Genomic DNA, 16,948 nt, shown 5'->3' on the forward strand with positions numbered 1-16,948 from the left:
CTCGGACGCGAGCCATAAGGGGCCGCGAACACGCCGCGCCCGCGCGGCCGAGAACTCAGAACGGGTCCGCGGCCGCCCGGCGCAGGACTTCGCGGGCCAAGGGGCCGTGCAGGGCGTCGATCGGTTTGCCGGGCAGGCTCTCGTCTTCGGTGAAGATCCACTCCAGGATCTCCTCGTCGGTGTACTTGGCGTCGCGCATCACGGTGATCAGGCCGGGCAGCGGCTTCACGACCGCGCCGGTGTCGTCGAAGAACCGTTCGGGGACGCCCGCGACGCCGTTTCTGCGAAGGGCGAGCAACTGGTGATCGCGCAGCATCTGGTGCACCCGGGTCACCACCAGCCCGAGTCGGTCGGCCACCTCCGGCAGCGGCACGAGGGCCACCGACTGCGGAAGGACGTCGTCACAGCAGGGAAATGCACTCACCCGGATAACGGTAGACGGTGACCTGCCGCACGTCGTGAGACACCCGGGGTGGTGGGAGTCGATACCATCGTGGGGGCCGCACGGAGCGGCAAACTTTGTGAAAGCCGGAGGACTTCTCTTGATCGGCCAGATGCTGGAAGGGCGCTATCGGATCGATGCGCCGATCGCCCGCGGCGGAATGTCGATGGTCTTCCGCGGGGTCGACACCCGCCTGGACCGGCCGGTCGCCATCAAGGTGATGGACCCGAAGTTCGCCGGCGACCCGCAGTTCCTGTCCCGATTCGAGTTCGAGGCGCGCGCGGTCGCCAAGCTCAAGCATCCTTCGCTGGTCGCGGTGTACGACCAGGGCATCGACGGCGACCATCCCTTCTTGATCATGGAGCTGGTCGAGGGCGGCACGCTGCGCGAGCTGCTGCGCGAACGCGGCCCGATGCCACCGCACGCCGTGCGCGCCGTCGCCGAACCGGTGCTGGCGGCGATCGGCGTCGCGCATTCCGCCGGGCTGGTGCACCGCGACATCAAACCGGAGAACGTGCTGATCTCCGACGCGGGCGAGGTGAAGATCGCCGACTTCGGCTTGGTGCGCGCGGTGGCCGCGGCGAACACCACGTCGGCCAGCGTCATCCTCGGCACCGCCGCTTACCTGTCGCCCGAGCAGGTCACCAGCGGCTCCGCCGACTCCCGCAGCGACGTCTACTCCTTCGGCCTGCTCATCTTCGAAATGCTCACCGGCCGTGTCCCGTTCACCGGCGACACCTCGATCTCGGTGGCCTATCAGCGCATCGAGAACGATGTGCCGAGCCCGAGCGGATTCATCTCCGGGGTGCCGCCGGAGTTCGACGAGCTGGTGGCCAAGGCCACCGCGCGCGACCCCGCGCTCCGGTTCGCCGACGCGAACGAGATGGCGGCCGCGCTGCGGCAGATCGGCACCGCGCTGCGCCTGCCCCCCTATCGGGTGCCCGCGCCCCAGGAGTCCGCCGAGCATCTCAGTGCCGGCTACCGCGCCGTCGCGCCGGATCACGACGACCGGCCGGATTTCGCGGGCGCGTCGGCCCATGACCCCCATACTCCGCAACCTGTGCAGCACACCAAAGTGGTCACCGCCCAGCGGCCCAGGGTCGACTACAGCCCCCCGGCGGACTACGACCGGCCCCAACCGGCGCGTCAAGCCCACCCCGCGCCGCCGTACGCGCCGCCCTACGCCGACGAGCTCAACCGCTCGCGGCGCACCGTGTGGATATGGGTGGCCATCGTCGCGACGCTCACGCTGCTGGTCGGCATCGGCGGCTGGTGGCTGGGTGTCGGCCGGTATTCGGCGGTGCCGCCGATCGCCGGGCTGGACACCGACAAGGCGGTCGCCACGCTGCAGAACGCCGGATTCGAGACCGAGATCCGGCAGAAGGCGTCGGACACGATCCCGGTCGGCGGCGTGGTCGGCAGCGATCCGTCGGCCGGTTCCAAGATCACCAAGGGTTCCACGGTCGCCGTCCTGGTCTCCAATGGCAAGCCCAAGGTGCCCGACGTCAAAGCGGGTGACCAGGTGTCGAAGGTCAATCAGTTGATCCGGGACTACGGGCTGCAACCGGTCGACGCGGGCGAAGAGTCCAACGCCGCCCCCAAGGGAACGGTCGCCCGGGTGGAACCGCGGCCAGGTACCGTGCTGCCCCTGGGCGCGCAGGTGAAGGTCTACCGCAGCAAGGGATCGCAGCCGGTCAAGGTCCCCGACGTCCGCGGAAAGCCGACCGACGAGGCCACCAAGATCCTCAGTGCCGCCGGAATCGCGATCCGGGAGACCAAACCCCAGTTCGACCGCAGCATCGAGGCGGACAAGGCCATCGGGACCCAGCCGGGCGCGGGCGCCACCATCCAATCCGGCGACGGCGTCGTCCTGCTGATCTCCAATGCCCTGAAGATGCCCGACGTCCGCGGATGGACCGTGGCCAACGCCCGCGCCAAGCTGGAAAGCCTCGGCTTGCAGGTCGAGGTCAAACAATTGGCCCGAGCCGATAGTTCTCTGGTGGTCTCGCAAACTCCGGCCATCGGTGTCAACCTCGAGGCGGGCGACACCGTCACCATCGTGGCGCTTCCCTGACCGGAAGCGAGCGTGCGAAGTCCGGCCGCTGACGCGGCTCGGATCTCAGCGCAACATCTCGGCGACGAGGAACGCCAGCTCCAGCGACTGCTGGGTGTTCAGCCGGGGGTCGCAGGCGGTCTCGTAGCGGCCGGACAGATCGAGGTCGGAGATGTCCTGGGCGCCGCCGAGACATTCGGTGACGTCCTCGCCGGTGAGTTCGATGTGCATACCGCCGGGGTGCGTGCCGAGCGCGTGGTGCACTTCGAAGAAGCCCTGCACCTCGTCGACGATGCGGTCGAAGTGACGGGTCTTGAAGCCGGTGGTCGCCTCGTGCGTGTTGCCGTGCATCGGGTCGCACTGCCAGATCACCTGGTGGCCGGTGGCCTGGACCTTTTCGATGATGGGCGGCAGCACGTCGCGGACCTTGCTGTGGCCCATGCGCGAGACGATGGTCAGGCGGCCCGGCTCGTTGTTCGGGTCCAGCCGCTCCACGTATTCCACGGCCTGATCGGGCGTGGTGGACGGGCCGATCTTCAGGCCGATCGGGTTGGCGACCAGTTCCGCGAACGCGATGTGCGCGCCGTCGAGCTGGCGGGTGCGCTCACCGATCCAGAGGAAGTGCGCCGACAGGTCGTAGAGCACCGGCTCGCCGATCGCGTTGTGGCTCAGGCGCAGCATGGCGCGCTCGTAGTCCAGCACGAGCGCCTCGTGGCTGGCGTAGATGCGGGCCGCTTTCAGGCTCGGATCGTTGACCCGGCACGCGGTCATGAACGCCAGGCCGCGATCGATCTCCTCGGCCAGTGCCTCGTAGCGCGCACCGGCGGGCGACTTGGCCACGAAATCGCGGTTCCAGTCGTGCACTTTGTGCAGGTCGGCCATGCCCGCGCCGGTGAGCGCGCGCACGAGGTTCATCGCCGCGCTGGCGTTGGCGTAGGCCCGGACCAGGCGGGAGGGGTCGTGCTCGCGCAGCGCCGCGTCGGCGGCCAGCGCGTTCACCATGTCGCCACGGTAGGACTTGAGGCCGAGCGCATCGGTGTCCGACGAGCGCGGTTTGGCGTATTGGCCCGCGATCCGCGCGACCTTCACCACCGGCAGGCTCGCACCGTAGGTGAGCACGACCGCCATCTGCAGCAGGGTGCGGATGTTGCCGCGAATATGCGGCTCGGTGTTGTCGGCGAACGTCTCCGCGCAGTCGCCGCCCTGCATGAGGAACGCCTCACCGCGGGCGACTTCGGCCAGCTGAGCGCGCAGCTCCTCCACCTCGGCGGGCACGCAGATCGGCGGCACGCTCTCGAGCACGGTGCGCATCTCGGCCGCCTGCCCCGGATCCCACGACGGCTGCTGCAGCGCAGGTCGCGCCAGCGCGTCGTCCAGCCGCCTGCGCAGCTCGGCGGGCAGCGGCGGCAGTTCCGGCAGGCGATCGATGGGTACGTCGACGGTCCAGTTCACCAGTCCAGAATACGGACCGCCGAGCCCGCGCAGGAACCCAGTCCCAGGGCTGGAATCGCCCCACCTGAGGTGAATGGCTTGTACCCCGGCAGGCACCGGCCACCGGGGTCCCCTTGGATGCAGCGCGAATTCACTACCAATTGGATGCCACGTCTACGACCTCGTCGCATTATCGTCTTCGGCGGCACCGTAGAGTTCGAGGATTTCTTTCGCCCAAGCGACCAGATCTCGCACTCTCTGCCCTGTCGGCTGACGCCTGAGCCACAACTCCAGGTTCTCCGGCCGGTTGTCCAACTTATCGCCGTTGATATGGTGAACATTCTCTCCCGGACGGAGCTTCCTGCCCAGTTCGGCCTCCATGGCAAGCCGGTGCTCTAATTCCCAGCCCCCTTCCGGAAGACGGATCATCAAATAACCATACGAAGATATCCGCCGCCCATCGTGCGAGCTTTTGCGACGCCGCCCGGGCGACCCCCGCCCCGGGGCGGCATCGACACTCCCCCATCGCCGAACCTTATGGATGTGCGCTCGACAGATTCCATGCTTCATAACTGCTGGCCTAGAACAGCTTTCGATGGCACAGCGCGGCAGCACCCCGTATGGGTCCTGCGCATAGTGTTTGCCACACACGCCTCGTGCTCGTACCTGACGCATGCAACCTTCTACACTGCATACGAGAACACTGGCCATTCCACCCCCCATGTTGCCGAATTACTGCCAGCGAAGATATCAGAGAGGCTTGGTGCTTGAAGTATTTTTATGACTGCGAATTCATCGAGGACGGTGTGACCATCGATTTGGTCTCCATCGGCGTCGTCTGCGAGGACGGCAGGGAGTACTACGCGGTATCCACCGAATTCGATGCCCGACGCGCGGGTCCCTGGGTGCGCAAATTCGTTTTGCCCCAGCTGCCGTCGCCTTCCTCTCCGTTGTGGCGCAGCCGTGCCCGGATCCGGGACGAGCTGTACGCGTTCCTGGTGCCGCGGCCGAGCGTGCAACCGGAGCTGTGGGCCTGGGTGTCCGCCTACGACCACGTCGCCTTGTGCCAGCTGTGGGGCTCCATGGTCGACCTGCCCAACACCCTGCCGCGCTACACCAACGAATTGCGCCAGCACTGGGAGGCGCACGGCCGTCCCGAACTCCCGCCGATCCCGCCGGACGCGCACGACGCGCTGGCCGACGCCCGGCACAACCTCGCCAAGTTCGAAGCCATCGAGGCCGCACGCCGTGCGGCGCCACGCCTGTGACACCCGCGGAGTGACGCAGAACGGCCCCCGAGTCGCATTCGACTCGGGGGCCGTCCGGTGGGGCGGGCGTCAGTGGCCGTGCTTGCCGTTCGCCGCCTCCTGAGCGCGCTGCAGCACCTTCAGCTGCCTGTGCTCTTCCTCGTGCTCGATCTCGAAGTTCCGATCGCTCTCCTCCTGCGGATCGGGCCGCAGGAAGCTGCCGGTGCCCGGCTTGCCCGCCGAACCCAGCTTGCTCATCTTCTTCGGCACCGGTGCGCCCTGGTACTCCAGCGGAATCGGGTGACCGTGCGCGTCGACCGGGCCGAGCGGCTGATGCACCTCGATGTACTCGCCGTGCGGCAGACGCTTGATCACACCGGTCTCGATGCCGTGCTCGAGCACCGCGCGGTCGCTGCGCTGCAAGCCCAGGCAGAACCGGTACGCGATGTAGTACGCCGCAGGCGGGGCGACGAGCAGGCCGATGCGGCCGATCCACGTGGTCGCGTTCAGTGAGATGTCGAACTTCAGCGCGAGGATGTCGTTGACGCACGACAGCGTCAGCACCACGTAGAACGCGATGGCCATCGCGCCGATCGCGGTCCGGACCGGAACGTCACGCGGACGCTGCAACAGGTTGTGGTGCGCGCTGGTGTCGCCCGTGAGGCGCTTCTCGATCCACGGGTAGGCGATCAACACCGTGAACACCAGACCCATGATCAGCGCCACCCAGAACACCGCGGGCACGGTGTAGCGGCCCAGATACAGCTCCCACGGCGGCATCAACCGGGCCAAGCCGTCGGTCCACATCATGTAGAAGTCCGGCTGCGAACCCGCCGACACCTGCGAGGGATTGTAGGGACCCAGATTCCAGATCGGGTTGATCTGGAACACGCCGCCCATGATGCCCACGATGCCCAGGGTGAAGGCGAAGAACGCGCCCTGATCGGCGGCGAACACCGGCACGATCCGGGCGCCCACCACGTTGTTCTCCGTACGGCCCGGGCCGGGGAACTGGGTGTGCTTCTGGTACCACACCAGCGCCACGTGCGCGGCGATCAACGCCAGGATGATCCCCGGGAACAACAGCACGTGCGCGATGTAGAGCCGCGGGATGATGATCTCGCCGGGGAAGTCACCGCCGAAGATCAGCCAGTGCATCCAGGTGCCGATGATCGGGATGCTCATCGTGATGCCGCCGAACGCGGCCCGCAGGCCGGTGCCCGACAGCAGGTCGTCGGGCAGCGAGTAGCCGAAGAAGCCCTCGAACATCGCCAGGATCAGCAGCAGCGAACCGATCACCCAGTTCGCCTCACGCGGCTTGCGGAACGCGCCGGTGAAGAAGATCCGGAACAGGTGGATGATGATCGAGGCCGCGAACAGCAGCGCCGCCCAGTGGTGGACCTGCCGCACGAACAGACCGCCACGGACCTCGAAGGTGATGTTCAGTGCGGTCTCGTACGCCCGCGACATCGTCACACCGCGAAGCGGCTGGTAAGCGCCGTTGTAGACGACCTCGCTCATCGACGGGTCGAAGAACAGGGTCAGGTACACGCCCGACAGCAGCAGGATGATGAAGCTGTAGAGCGCGATCTCGCCGAGCAGGAACGACCAATGGGTCGGGAAGACCTTGTTGATCGACCGCTTCATGAACGCGGCGGCGCGGTACCGCTCGTCCGCCTCGCTGGCTTGGGCTGCGACTGAAGGACTCATGAACGGCGCTCCCAGTAGGCCGGGCCGAGCGGCTCGATGAAGTCGCCGTTGGCGACCAGGAAGCCCTCAGCGTTGACGGTGATCGGCAGCTGCGGCAGCGCGCGAGCGGCGGGACCGAAGACCGGCTTGCCCCACTCGGTCGCGGAGAACTGCGACTGGTGGCAGGGGCACAGGATCCGGTTGGTCTGCTGCTCGAACAGCGAGGTAGGGCAGCCGAGGTGGGTGCAGATCTTCGAGTAGGCGAAGTAGTCGCCGAAGTTGAAGCTCTCCTGACCCTTGCGCTTGATCGCCTTCTGCGCGTCTTCGGTGCGCAGACGGATCAGCATGACGGCGTTGCGGATGCCGCGCAGCGACTGCAACGTCGCGTGCTCGTCACCGCGCCACTTCTCCTTCCACGGGAACACCGTCTCCATGGCGCCGGCGTCCAGGTCCTCCGGGCGCACCAGCACCACGTCCTCCGGGCGACCGGTGTCGCGGCGGATGTAGATGGTCTCGCCCGGGTAGTCCGGAGTCCAGCCGGAGACCCACAGCGGCGACTTGTCGCCCTTGGCCCACGGGTTCTTGATCATGCCGCCGACGAACACCAGCAGCGCGCCGATGCCGAGCACGCCGACACCCGCGCCCGCGGTGCGGGTGATCATCTTGCGGCGGCCCAGGGTGGAGGTGTCCAGCGCGTCCTGCAGTTCGGCGACCAGGGTGCGGCGCTCGACCTCCGGCGACGGACCGTCGTGCCGCTGCTGGATGGACAGTTCGGCGGGGATGAACAGCTTGCGGATCAGCACCACCGCGACGCCGATCACCAGCACCGAGATGCCGAAGGTCAGGCCGACCAGCGGGGTGAACAGCGAGTAGAGCCCGTGGCCCTCCTCTTCCTTGCCCTTGAACTCCCACGGCCAGAACAGGAACACGCCGACCAGCGCCGCGGCCGCGATGCCGGAAACGGCGAACCAGAAGGTGACCGCGCGCTCGGCGCGCTTCTCCGCCCGGGTGCCCGGGATCGGGAAGCGCTCGCGGCGGTAGGCGACGTCGACGCCGTCGCGCTCGGTGCCGAGCTTGACCAGTTCGTCGCGCGACATCTTGTCGAGCTCCGCCTCGGTGGGCTCCGCCGGTGTGGCGTTCACCGCGTGCTCGTTCGACGGCTGCGCGTCGTGGCCCTCATCCGGGCGACCCATGTCGTCTCGCTCCTTACTGCTCATGACCTGTGTCCTTTCGGCATGGCCGGGCGCTGACCGGTCATGACCGGGATCCGATCCACATCGCGGCACCGACCACGAGTGTGATACCGACCACCCAGATGGCCAGGGCCTCGGTCGCGGGACCGAAGCCGCCGAGGTCCCAGCCGCCGGGGCTGTGCTCCTCGGTCGCGTTCTTGACGTAGGCGACGATGTCGCGCTTCTCCTCCGCGCTCAACTGGCGGTCGGAGAACTTCGGCATGTTCTGCGGGCCGGTCAGCATCGCGGCGTAGATCTGCTGCTCGCTGGCCGGTTCCAGCGGCGGCGCGAACTTACCGGAGGACAGCGCGCCGCCGCGTCCGGTGAAGTTGTGGCAGGACGCGCAGTTCATCCGGAACAGCTCCGAACCGCGGGCGATGTCGTCACCGCGCAACGACTCCTGGGCGATCTCGCCGTCGGCGTCGCGCATCACGGTCGGACCGCCGCCGTTGGCCGCCACGAACGCGCTCAGCGCGTCGGTCTGGTGGGCGTCGAACTTCGGGGGCTTGCGCTGCGCCTGGGCCTCGTTACGCGCCATCGGCATGCGCCCGGAGGACACCTGGAAGTAGACCGCGGCCTCGCCGACGCCGATCAGGCTGGGACCGCGATCGGCGACACCCTGCAGGTTCGCGCCGTGGCAGGTGATGCAGGACGTGTCGTAGAGCTGCTGTCCCTCGCGGATGAGCGCGGACTGGTCCTCGTGCGCGGTCGCGCGCTGCGGGTCCGGCGTGAGGGCCGATGCCAGGAAGCCTGCTCCGACGAGGCCCACCAGCAGCGCAAGCCCGCCCGCGATGCGACGGCGAACGCGGCGCTGCCTGCGCGTCTTGCTGGCCTGGCCGTTCCCGGGGCTGGCGGGCTCTGGCGCTGACGGGGGAGATGAACTCATCTGTGTCCCTTTGGAGTAGACGGAACCGACTTCTGCGAAAGATCCTGGGTCGCACCGCGCGCGTTCGGCAGCGCGGCGGCCACGATCAGCGGACGAAGTAGATCGTGGCGAACAGCCCGATCCACACGATGTCGACGAAGTGCCAGTAGTAGGAGACGACGATCGCCGCGGTGGCCTGCGCCGGGGTGAACTTGCTGACCTTGGTGCGCATCAGCAGGAACACGAACGCGATCAGACCGCCGATCACGTGCAGACCGTGGAAGCCGGTGGTGATGTAGAACACCGAGCCGTAGGAGCTGCTGGAGATCGACGTGCCCTCGTGCACCAGGTTCGTGTACTCGTAGCCCTGGCCGCCGACGAAGAACGCGCCCATGATCAGCGTGATGACGTACCAGCGGCGCAGGCCGAACACGTCGCCCTTCTCCGCGGCGAACACGCCCATCTGGCAGGTGAACGACGACGCGACCAGCACGGCCGTGACCGGCACCGCGAGCTTCAGGTTCAGCTCGGTCGGCTCCGGCGGCCAGTTACCGTGCGCCTGGGCGCGCGCGACGAAGTACATCGCGAACAGGCCTGCGAAGAACATCAGCTCGCTCGACAGCCAGATGATGGTACCGACGCTGACCATGTTGGGCCGGTTCAGCGAATGCACACGCTGGGTAATGGCCGATCCTGGGGTCCCTACTGCGGTCGTCACGGGGGTAAGTATGACTCGTCGTAGTACGACAGCCGAACCCGGGTACGAAACTCGTTCCTCCGTGTCCGAAAACGCAGGAAGGGACGGGCTCTCGACCAGGCGGGGCAGGGGGCGAGCGGGGTCGGCGACCCCCGGAACGGGTCGCAAAGCGCGGACGAACGCCCGGCCAGCATGACAGGTGAGGGTAAGGAGAAGCTGAGATGAAGACGAATATGGGACCGCGGCTGTGGCGGCGGCTGTTCCGGCGGGACCGGCCCACCGCACTGGACCCGGCGCGAGCGGATCTGGTCGTGGTCGCGGCCTGCTTCGACGATACGGAGGCGTGCTCGGCCGTGCTGGCGCGCGCGACCGGTCTGACGCCGGACGCGCCCGCGGTGCTACGACACCACCTGCGCATCCCCCCGCGGCACGTGCCCACCGTCTGCGCGATCGCCGCACAGGACGGCTACTCCCCCGCGCCACGGGTCGGCGGCCCGGGCAGCGACGAACTCGAGACGCTGATCCTCCAGCGGGTGCAATTGCTGGACGCCCTGCACTGCTCCCAGGAACGCTCGCGCATGGCCGGCCTCGCCCAGCGCCACGACGGCACCGCCGACGGCTGGGACGCCCTGCAACCGGGCTCTAACCCGTAACGGCCCAGCGTCCAGCCTCGCTAAACGACACCGACCGGCGACATCAGCTCGACTCCCGGTTCCGAGCGAAGCGAGACCGAGCATTGCCCGTTGGCCGCCGGCGCGCGTCGGAGCGGCCGCCACATAGGTGACAGGGATGCAAGCGGCTGCCGCATAGGCGGTAGGGGACGCAAGCGGCTGTCGACTCGAGTCGTCAGCCTGCGTCTATCGACCGTCTGCACCCGCGAGCGAGTTCGACACCTACGCGCCCAGCGCACCTCGGCTCCCGGTTTCGAGCGAAGCGAGACCGAGCATCCGCCCGTTCGTGGCCCGGCTCGCGTTTGCGCGGCCGTCGCGTAGGCGACGAAGGAGCAAGCGGCGGTCGCGCAAACGCGAGCCACAAAGGGGCCGCGAACACCCAGCGCCGCAGGCGCTGGAAAGACCAACCCAGCTAGGCTGCGTGCGGACGAACTGGTGCGTGGAACCGGTGTGACGGGAGAAGTGTGGAATGAGCGTGCGCAGCTGGCCTCAGGTGCTCGGAGTCCTCGCCGACGGTGGCGACCTGGCCGCGGACGACACGTCGTGGGCGATGAACGAGATCATGTCCGACAACGCCACTCCCGCGCAGATCGCCGCATTCGGCGTCGCCATGAAGATCAAAGGCCCGACGCCCGCCGAACTGACCGGCTTGGCCGCGGGCATGCTCGACCACGCCCGGCTGGTGCGCATCGATGGCGACGCGGTGGACATCGTCGGCACCGGCGGTGACCGGTCCGGTTCGGTGAACATCTCCACCATGTCCTCGATCGTGGTGGCCGCGGCCGGTGTTCCCGTGGTCAAGCACGGCAACCGGGCCGCGTCGTCGAAGAGCGGCGGCGCGGATGTGCTGGAAGCGCTCGGTGTGAAGCTCGCGCTCGGTCCCGAGGCGGTGGCGCACTGTGTGCGCGAGGTCGGCATCGGCTTCTGCTTCGCGGCCGTGTTCCATCCCGCCCTGCGCTATGCGGGGGCGGCCCGCAGCCAGATCGGCATACCGACGGTGTTCAACGTGCTCGGACCGCTGACCAACCCCGCGCAGCCACGTGCCGGGCTGGTCGGCTGCGCGTTCGCCGACCTGCTGCCCGTCATCGCGGGGGTGTTCGCCGAACGCGGTGCGAGCGCCCTGGTGGTGCGCGGTGACGACGGGCTCGACGAGATCACCACCTCGGACACCACCGAGGCGTGGATCGTCTCGGGCGGACGGACGCGCCGGACCACCATCGATCCCACCCGCATCGGCATCCCCCGGGTCGAGCTGGACGCGCTGCGCGGCGGCGACGCCGAGGTGAACGCGGGTGTGGCCCGCGACGTGTTCGCCGGTCGCGGTGGAGCGGTCCGCGACGCGGTGCTGCTGAATTCGGCGGCGGCGATCGTGGCCTACGACTGGTCGCGCGGCGCGGGCGATCCGGACGCGGATCTGCACGCCGCGCTCGCCGCGGGCATCGACCGTGCCGCCGAGGCGATCGATGCGGGCAAGGCGGCCGCGCTGTTGGAGCGCTGGGCGAAGCTGACGCAGACACTCGGCGACAACTGACGCGGGTCGGTCGATGCGTGCGGGTCGACACGCTGACCTGAACGAAGGCCCTGATCGGCGCTGTCGCGGCCGGTAACGTTCGAGGTGGCAATCCGGCGCATCGCCGAGTTCGTCGGGCACCGCGCCGGCCGGTCCGACCGACGAGGAGCACAGATATGCGACCCATCGTTCCGGCGCTACTCGCTGTCCTCGCCACCGCGGGTATCGCCGCCGCCGCGCCAGGAGCGAACGCGGCCGAAGGGGCCTTGTTCGCCGCGGGCCGCAGCTACGAGAACCCGGCGGGCTGCCTCGATGTCGGCGACGGGTCCGATGTGGAGATCCGCAACCGCACCGACGGCGTCGTGCACCTGTACGACGTGCCGGGCTGCGCGGGCGATGTCGTCGAAGTGCTCGCGCCGAACGACGCCGCGTATTTCGCGGTGCTCAGCGTCCGGGTCGAGGACTGAACGGGACTAGTCGCCCAGCGAGAACGCGGCCTCCACTTCGGCCTGCGAGTACGACTTGAACGCGATGTGCGTCGTGGTGCGCAGGACACCGGGCGTCTTGTCGATCCGGGCGGTCACCACCTCGGCGATCTGCTCGTGGTCGCGCACCCGCACGATCGCGATCAAGTCCACGTCGCCCGCACAGGAGTAGACCTCGGCGACGCCCTCGGTGTCCGCGACCGCCTGCGCGGTCTCGGGGATGCGGCCGTTGTCGGCGTGAATCAAGACGATCGCGGTAATCATGACGCTCAGCCTAAGCGGTCGAGATAGCCCTGCTCGGTCGGTTGCGCGCGGACCGCCGCGTCGGCCAGTTCCGCCCAGCCCAGCCACCGCGCGGCGCCGAACAGCGGCTCTCGATATCCCTCCGTGGTGCGCACGATCCGCACCCCCGGCCGGGCCAGCCAGCGCGCGACCAACGCCACCTCTTCCGGCGAAGCGCCCCGCAGCGGCGGCGCGTCTTCGGTGATCGGCGCTTCTCCCTCCGCCAGCGGGGGCTCGGCGAGAACCCCCGTCGGAATCACCGTTTCGGCGGCGGCGACGATCTGTTCCACGAGGGGCATCGGCGGCACGCCGCGCGGTGCCGTGCCGGAACCGGCCAGGCGGCCGTACCGGATGACCGCGAACTCCCACCCGCCGTCGCCGTCGGGATGCGCGGCGATCAATTCGGCTATGCGTGCCAGCGCGGCCAGCCGTTGTGTACGGCGCAGCGCCCGCACCACCCGCGCCGCACGATCGCGCAGCCGCGCGGCCGCCTCGAAATGCTCGGCACGCGAGTGGGTTTCGATGCGATCGAGGATGGACCGGATCGGCGCGTCGCTGTGCCCGGCGAACAGTGAACGCACGAGCGCGGGCGCGGCAGCGTACTGCGCCATATCCAGCGGGTTGCCCGTGGACCCCGCCGGACAGCCGCCGACGAGGGCGGGCGGGCACTCGTGCACCGCCCTGCGCGACAGGCGCGTCGTGCAGGTGCGCAGTCCGGTGAACTCGGCGATGATCAAGCCCAGGTCGGCGGCGTCGTTGCGGGAGCGGAACGGCCCCAGCGCATCCCGAGTCGGTTCGCGCACCACCGAGAACCGCGGGAACGGCTCGTCGGTGAGGGTGAGCCACCAGGCCCGCTTGGGGAACTTCGACCGGCGGTTGTACGGCGGAGTGTGCGCCACCAGCAGCCGCAATTCGCGCACCCCCGCCTCGAGCGCGTGCGCGCACACCACGTGGTCGACCCGAATCGCCAGGGACACCATCTCTTTCATCCGGCCCCGGGTCTCCGAACCGGTGAAGTAGTTACGGACACGACGGCGAAGGTTCACCGCCGTACCTATATATAGGACTTCGTCGGAAGGACCGCGGAACAGATACACACCGGGCGCAGCGGGGAGATCGGCCGCGAGGACGCGCTTGGAGCGCTGCCGGGGTGTGACGTCGGGCAGATAGTCCAGCAGCTCGGTGAGGCTGTGGACGCCCTGGTTCCCGACTCGTCCGATCAGCGCGTGCAACACGTCGACGGTCGCCCGGGCGTCGTCCAGTGCGCGGTGGGTCGGTTGGGTGGAGGCGCCGAGCAAGCGCGCCAGCGAGCCGAGCCGCACGGAGGGGGCCTCGTCGCGCCCGAGCACCCGCCGCGCCAGTTTCACGGTGCACAGCACCTGCGCGGCCGGCCACGGGGTGTCGCACTGCGCCGCGGCGGCGCGCAGGAACGCCATGTCGAACCGGGCGTTGTGCGCGACCAGCACGGCGCCCGCGGCGAATTCGAGGAAGCCGGGCAGCACCGCCTCGATCCCCGGCGCGGCGTACACCATCGCGGTGGTGATGCCCGTGACGTGCACGATCGCGGGCGGAATCGCGCGTCCCGGGTTGACCAGTGTCGCGAATTCGCCGAGCACCTCCCCGCCGCGCACCTTCACCGCGCCGATCTCGGTGATGCCGTCGGCTCCGGGACTGGTCCCGGTGGTCTCCAGGTCCACGACCACGAATGTGGTGTCGTACAAGGGGGTGTCGAGCTCGTCGAAAGCCAGCTGCTGGACGGCCGGGCGCGGCGCGGGGTCGGACACGGCGAGCAGCGTAGGGCGACGGTCCGACAGGAACCGGGCACGCGGATCCGCCACGCAATGTCCGAATTACACCGTGGGGATTCTCGGGCGATACCCGGCAAATGATCTAGAAATGCGGAAAAGAGACCCAGATCACAAAAGGTACGAAACTGTATCAAACATTGCCGCGAGTCTTGCGAAATGCAGTCGATCACCAGCAGGCGAGCCCGCGACCCGCGGCTCTACGGCGTACGAACGGGCGACCATACTGTGCCCTACGGCATTTTCGGGCCATCTACCTGGCAAAACCTCGGTCGAGGCAACCCGGGGCCGCCGACCGGTCCGGCCCACTCCAGCGGACGGCCGAAACTGGACTTTTCCTGGGATTTCACCGCCGTTATCTTTTCGTGATTCCGTGGGACGTATCTCACAGCGTTTGGACCGCACAATTGTTGAGCAGACGCTTTTCGGATTGCCGGGCCTTTACAAATCACCGTGATGTGTTCGTAACCTTTTCGAGACCTCACGGAGTCCGCCGCGCCAACCGGTGCGGCCCAGACGAAGTCCGCGGCACCACCGGGTGCGGCGTCGTGAGGCAGATTGGGAGTTCCGCATCATGACGACCAACGCCGTCAAGCGTCACGCACAGCGCGCTGTTGCCGCCGGGGCCGTCGGCGCTGCCACTCTCGGCGCGTTCCTGCTGCCCGCAGCCCCCGCGTCGGCCCAGCCGGTGACCCTCCCCGGCGTGGGAACCTTCGACGTTCCCAACGAGATCCCGGTCCCGCCGGCCCTGCCGGGCCTCGAGCTGCCCGGTCCCGCCCCCCTTCCTTTCGCCGCCCCCAAGAGCTCCGGCGAGATCGCCTTGGACGCCGCCATGAGCAAGGTCGGCTCCCCGTACGTCTACGGCGCCGCGGGTCCCAACTCGTTCGACTGCTCCGGCCTGGTCCAGTGGTCCTACCGCCAGGCGGGCGTCGAACTGCCCCGTACCAGCGGCGCGCAGCTGTCCGCGGGCAGCCCGGTCTCGCTGAACGATCTGCAGCCGGGCGACCTCGTCTCGTTCTACGGCGGCAGCCACTCCGGCCTCTACGCCGGTGACGGCAACGTCGTGCACGCGTCCACCTCGGGTCAGCCCGTGAAGGTCGCGCCGATCTCCTCCATGCCGGTCGCGGGTGCGCGCCGCTTCTGAGAAGCAGCTGGTCGGGCCGCTGGATCGCGGCCCGACCGCACCAACGGCCCGTGATCGTTCCGTGCTCTACTGGACATCGATGCGGGCCGTTCCGTAACCTAACCGAGACCTTCCACCGATTACCCGCGGTTCGCCGACGCAAACCTCGGTTTCGGCGAAGGACTCTGCGTCGGTTTCACGAGAGATCGCTTCACGAGAGAACGGGGCACCGCGGGCTGTGGCTGAACATCACCGGAGACAGCAGACCAAACGTCTGGTGGGCGGGACGCTGGCAGCCGGAATCCTGGCCGCGGGCCTCTACGGCGGCGGTCCGGCCGGAGCCGATCCGGTAGCACTTCCCTCGACGGCCACCGAAGCCGTGCAGCGGATGATCGATCTTTCTCATCAGTCCGAGCAGCTCAACCAGCAGGCACTGGGGGCGGAGGCCGAGCTGGAGGCGAAACTCGCCGTGCAGCGCGACGCCGACGCCCGGCTGGCCGCCAGTACCGACGTGGTCAACCGTGCCCGCGACGAGGTCCGCCGGTACCAGCCGGTCATCGACCGCACCGCGATCGCCGCCTACCAGGGCGCCCGCACCAACCGCCTGTTCGCCGTGCTGGTCAGCGACTCACCGCAGCAACTGCTCGACCAGATGTCAACGCTGGACGTGGTATCCGCGCAGACCTCCGAGCAGCTCGACCACTACGAGAAGGCCACCGACGCCGCCACCGCGGCCGAATCGGCGGCCCGCACCGCCTCCGACGCGGCCCGCTCCGCCGCGCAGAAGGCCGAGGCGGTGCGCATCGATCTGGAACACAAGCGCAGTGATCTCGGTGGCGCCATCGCCCAGGTGGTGCAGGCCTGGGGCACGCTGTCGGCGAAGGACAAATCGGCTCTCGCCGGATCGCCGTTCCCGCCCGGATTCGACCGCGACACCCTCTTGCAGGGTCTCGTCCCCGGCAGCGGCACCAGCGCACTGGCGGCGGGACTCACGCGAATCGGCGACCCCTACGTCTGGGGTGCCACCGGCCCGGACCAGTTCGATTGCTCCGGCTTGGTCCAGTGGGCCTTCAAGCAGGTCGGCAAGAACGTGCCACGAACCAGTTCGCAGCAGGCCACCTACGGCACCCCGGTGGCCAAGGACGATCTGCAGCCCGGCGACGTCGTCTTCTTCTACTCCGACATCTCGCACGTCGGCATCTACGCGGGAAACGGACTCATGTTGCACGCCTCGACCTTCGGCGTTCCCGTCGCGGTCGCGCCCATGGGCTCGACACCGTTCCATTCGGCTCGGCGATACTAGACCCTGTGAGCGAGCCAAGCAGCGGCACCGCACTACCCCAGGCACGACCGACCGGCTACGGACGACCGTGAGCGACCCGCGCGGTCGACACGGCGCCTCCGCCACCGCACGGC

The 16,948-nt window shown here is 68.5% G+C and carries 16 protein-coding genes; 7 read left to right on the top strand and 9 right to left on the bottom strand.

Annotated features, from left to right (window positions below; all coding sequences use genetic code 11):
- Window positions 1-55: 55 nt before the first annotated feature.
- Window positions 56-424 (bottom strand): Rv2175c family DNA-binding protein, encoded by a 369-nt coding sequence (locus NG1_RS26245; protein WP_040865896.1) that lies wholly within the window; start codon window positions 422-424, stop codon window positions 56-58.
- A gap of 130 nt (window positions 425-554) precedes the next feature.
- On the opposite strand from NG1_RS26245, the gene pknB reads away from it, so the two are divergent.
- Window positions 555-2,516, top strand: a complete 1,962-nt coding sequence (gene pknB / locus NG1_RS26250; RefSeq protein WP_062975214.1) for a Stk1 family PASTA domain-containing Ser/Thr kinase — start codon at window positions 555-557, stop codon at window positions 2,514-2,516.
- A gap of 45 nt (window positions 2,517-2,561) precedes the next feature.
- On the opposite strand, the gene NG1_RS26255 is transcribed toward pknB, so the two are convergent.
- Both NG1_RS26255 and NG1_RS37905 read right to left on the bottom strand, forming a co-directional pair.
- The gene (locus tag NG1_RS26255; protein WP_062975101.1) at window positions 2,562-3,947 is read right to left on the bottom strand and encodes a class II 3-deoxy-7-phosphoheptulonate synthase; all 1,386 of its coding nucleotides are present in this window, start codon (window positions 3,945-3,947) and stop codon (window positions 2,562-2,564) included.
- A 153-nt stretch (window positions 3,948-4,100) separates the two neighbouring features.
- Window positions 4,101-4,355: an HNH endonuclease signature motif containing protein gene (locus NG1_RS37905; RefSeq protein WP_062975103.1), complete on the bottom strand. Its 255-nt coding sequence runs from the start codon at window positions 4,353-4,355 to the stop codon at window positions 4,101-4,103.
- 338 nt (window positions 4,356-4,693) lie between these two features.
- Between NG1_RS37905 and NG1_RS26265 the strand changes: the two genes are divergently transcribed.
- The gene (locus NG1_RS26265) at window positions 4,694-5,194 is read left to right on the top strand and encodes a polyadenylate-specific 3'-exoribonuclease AS (RefSeq protein ID WP_062975105.1); all 501 of its coding nucleotides are present in this window, start codon (window positions 4,694-4,696) and stop codon (window positions 5,192-5,194) included.
- 69 nt (window positions 5,195-5,263) lie between these two features.
- Here the strand turns inward: NG1_RS26265 and qcrB are convergent, their stop codons facing one another.
- The 4 genes from qcrB to ctaE form a co-directional block, all read right to left on the bottom strand.
- Window positions 5,264-6,883, bottom strand: coding sequence for a cytochrome bc1 complex cytochrome b subunit (gene qcrB / locus NG1_RS26270; protein ID WP_062975107.1), 1,620 nt, complete (start codon window positions 6,881-6,883; stop codon window positions 5,264-5,266).
- The gene (gene qcrA, locus NG1_RS26275; RefSeq protein WP_062975216.1) at window positions 6,880-8,055 is read right to left on the bottom strand and encodes a cytochrome bc1 complex Rieske iron-sulfur subunit; all 1,176 of its coding nucleotides are present in this window, start codon (window positions 8,053-8,055) and stop codon (window positions 6,880-6,882) included. The genes qcrB and qcrA overlap by 4 nt, the downstream gene beginning before the upstream one ends.
- 61 nt (window positions 8,056-8,116) lie before the next feature.
- Window positions 8,117-8,980 (bottom strand): cytochrome bc1 complex diheme cytochrome c subunit, encoded by an 864-nt coding sequence (qcrC, locus tag NG1_RS26280; protein WP_084499201.1) that lies wholly within the window; start codon window positions 8,978-8,980, stop codon window positions 8,117-8,119.
- Between the two features lie 85 nt (window positions 8,981-9,065).
- Window positions 9,066-9,677, bottom strand: a complete 612-nt coding sequence (gene ctaE, locus NG1_RS26285) for an aa3-type cytochrome oxidase subunit III (RefSeq protein ID WP_040865892.1) — start codon at window positions 9,675-9,677, stop codon at window positions 9,066-9,068.
- A 200-nt stretch (window positions 9,678-9,877) separates the two neighbouring features.
- On the opposite strand from ctaE, the gene NG1_RS26290 reads away from it, so the two are divergent.
- From NG1_RS26290 to NG1_RS26300, 3 genes are all read left to right on the top strand, one after another.
- Window positions 9,878-10,309 carry a hypothetical protein gene (locus tag NG1_RS26290; protein WP_062975109.1) on the top strand — a complete coding sequence of 144 codons (432 nt, stop codon included), beginning with the start codon at window positions 9,878-9,880 and terminating at the stop codon, window positions 10,307-10,309.
- Between the two features lie 487 nt (window positions 10,310-10,796).
- The gene (gene trpD, locus NG1_RS26295; protein ID WP_062975111.1) at window positions 10,797-11,858 is read left to right on the top strand and encodes an anthranilate phosphoribosyltransferase; all 1,062 of its coding nucleotides are present in this window, start codon (window positions 10,797-10,799) and stop codon (window positions 11,856-11,858) included.
- A gap of 155 nt (window positions 11,859-12,013) precedes the next feature.
- Window positions 12,014-12,304, top strand: coding sequence for a hypothetical protein (locus NG1_RS26300; RefSeq protein ID WP_062975113.1), 291 nt, complete (start codon window positions 12,014-12,016; stop codon window positions 12,302-12,304).
- 6 nt (window positions 12,305-12,310) lie between these two features.
- Here NG1_RS26300 and NG1_RS26305 read toward each other — a convergent pair whose 3' ends face one another.
- Window positions 12,311-12,586 carry an Lrp/AsnC family transcriptional regulator gene (locus tag NG1_RS26305; RefSeq protein ID WP_062975115.1) on the bottom strand — a complete coding sequence of 92 codons (276 nt, stop codon included), beginning with the start codon at window positions 12,584-12,586 and terminating at the stop codon, window positions 12,311-12,313.
- A gap of 5 nt (window positions 12,587-12,591) precedes the next feature.
- Window positions 12,592-14,388, bottom strand: coding sequence for a DEDD exonuclease domain-containing protein (locus NG1_RS26310; RefSeq protein WP_062975223.1), 1,797 nt, complete (start codon window positions 14,386-14,388; stop codon window positions 12,592-12,594).
- A 595-nt stretch (window positions 14,389-14,983) separates the two neighbouring features.
- Between NG1_RS26310 and NG1_RS26315 the strand changes: the two genes are divergently transcribed.
- Window positions 14,984-15,553, top strand: a complete 570-nt coding sequence (locus tag NG1_RS26315) for a C40 family peptidase (protein ID WP_040865887.1) — start codon at window positions 14,984-14,986, stop codon at window positions 15,551-15,553.
- 217 nt (window positions 15,554-15,770) lie between these two features.
- Window positions 15,771-16,835 carry an NlpC/P60 family protein gene (locus tag NG1_RS26320; protein ID WP_157114238.1) on the top strand — a complete coding sequence of 355 codons (1,065 nt, stop codon included), beginning with the start codon at window positions 15,771-15,773 and terminating at the stop codon, window positions 16,833-16,835.
- The last annotated feature ends 113 nt before the right edge of the window (window positions 16,836-16,948 follow it).

This window comes from Nocardia gamkensis NBRC 108242, assembly GCF_001612985.1.
GTDB lineage: Bacteria > Actinomycetota > Actinomycetes > Mycobacteriales > Mycobacteriaceae > Nocardia > Nocardia gamkensis.

Excerpts from the sequence above, each read along its gene's own strand:
- trpD (WP_062975111.1), top strand. The coding sequence starts at position 10,797 with ATGAGCGTGCGCAGCTGGCCTCAGGTGCTCGGAGTCCTCGCCGACGGT.
- qcrC (WP_084499201.1), bottom strand. The coding sequence starts at position 8,980 with ATGAGTTCATCTCCCCCGTCAGCGCCAGAGCCCGCCAGCCCCGGGAAC.
- qcrB (WP_062975107.1), bottom strand. The coding sequence starts at position 6,883 with ATGAGTCCTTCAGTCGCAGCCCAAGCCAGCGAGGCGGACGAGCGGTAC.
- qcrA (WP_062975216.1), bottom strand. The coding sequence starts at position 8,055 with ATGGGTCGCCCGGATGAGGGCCACGACGCGCAGCCGTCGAACGAGCAC.
- NG1_RS26305 (WP_062975115.1), bottom strand. The coding sequence starts at position 12,586 with ATGATTACCGCGATCGTCTTGATTCACGCCGACAACGGCCGCATCCCC.
- NG1_RS26290 (WP_062975109.1), top strand. The coding sequence starts at position 9,878 with ATGAAGACGAATATGGGACCGCGGCTGTGGCGGCGGCTGTTCCGGCGG.
- NG1_RS37905 (WP_062975103.1), bottom strand. The coding sequence starts at position 4,355 with ATGATCCGTCTTCCGGAAGGGGGCTGGGAATTAGAGCACCGGCTTGCC.
- pknB (WP_062975214.1), top strand. The coding sequence starts at position 555 with ATGCTGGAAGGGCGCTATCGGATCGATGCGCCGATCGCCCGCGGCGGA.
- NG1_RS26300 (WP_062975113.1), top strand. The coding sequence starts at position 12,014 with ATGCGACCCATCGTTCCGGCGCTACTCGCTGTCCTCGCCACCGCGGGT.
- NG1_RS26315 (WP_040865887.1), top strand. The coding sequence starts at position 14,984 with ATGACGACCAACGCCGTCAAGCGTCACGCACAGCGCGCTGTTGCCGCC.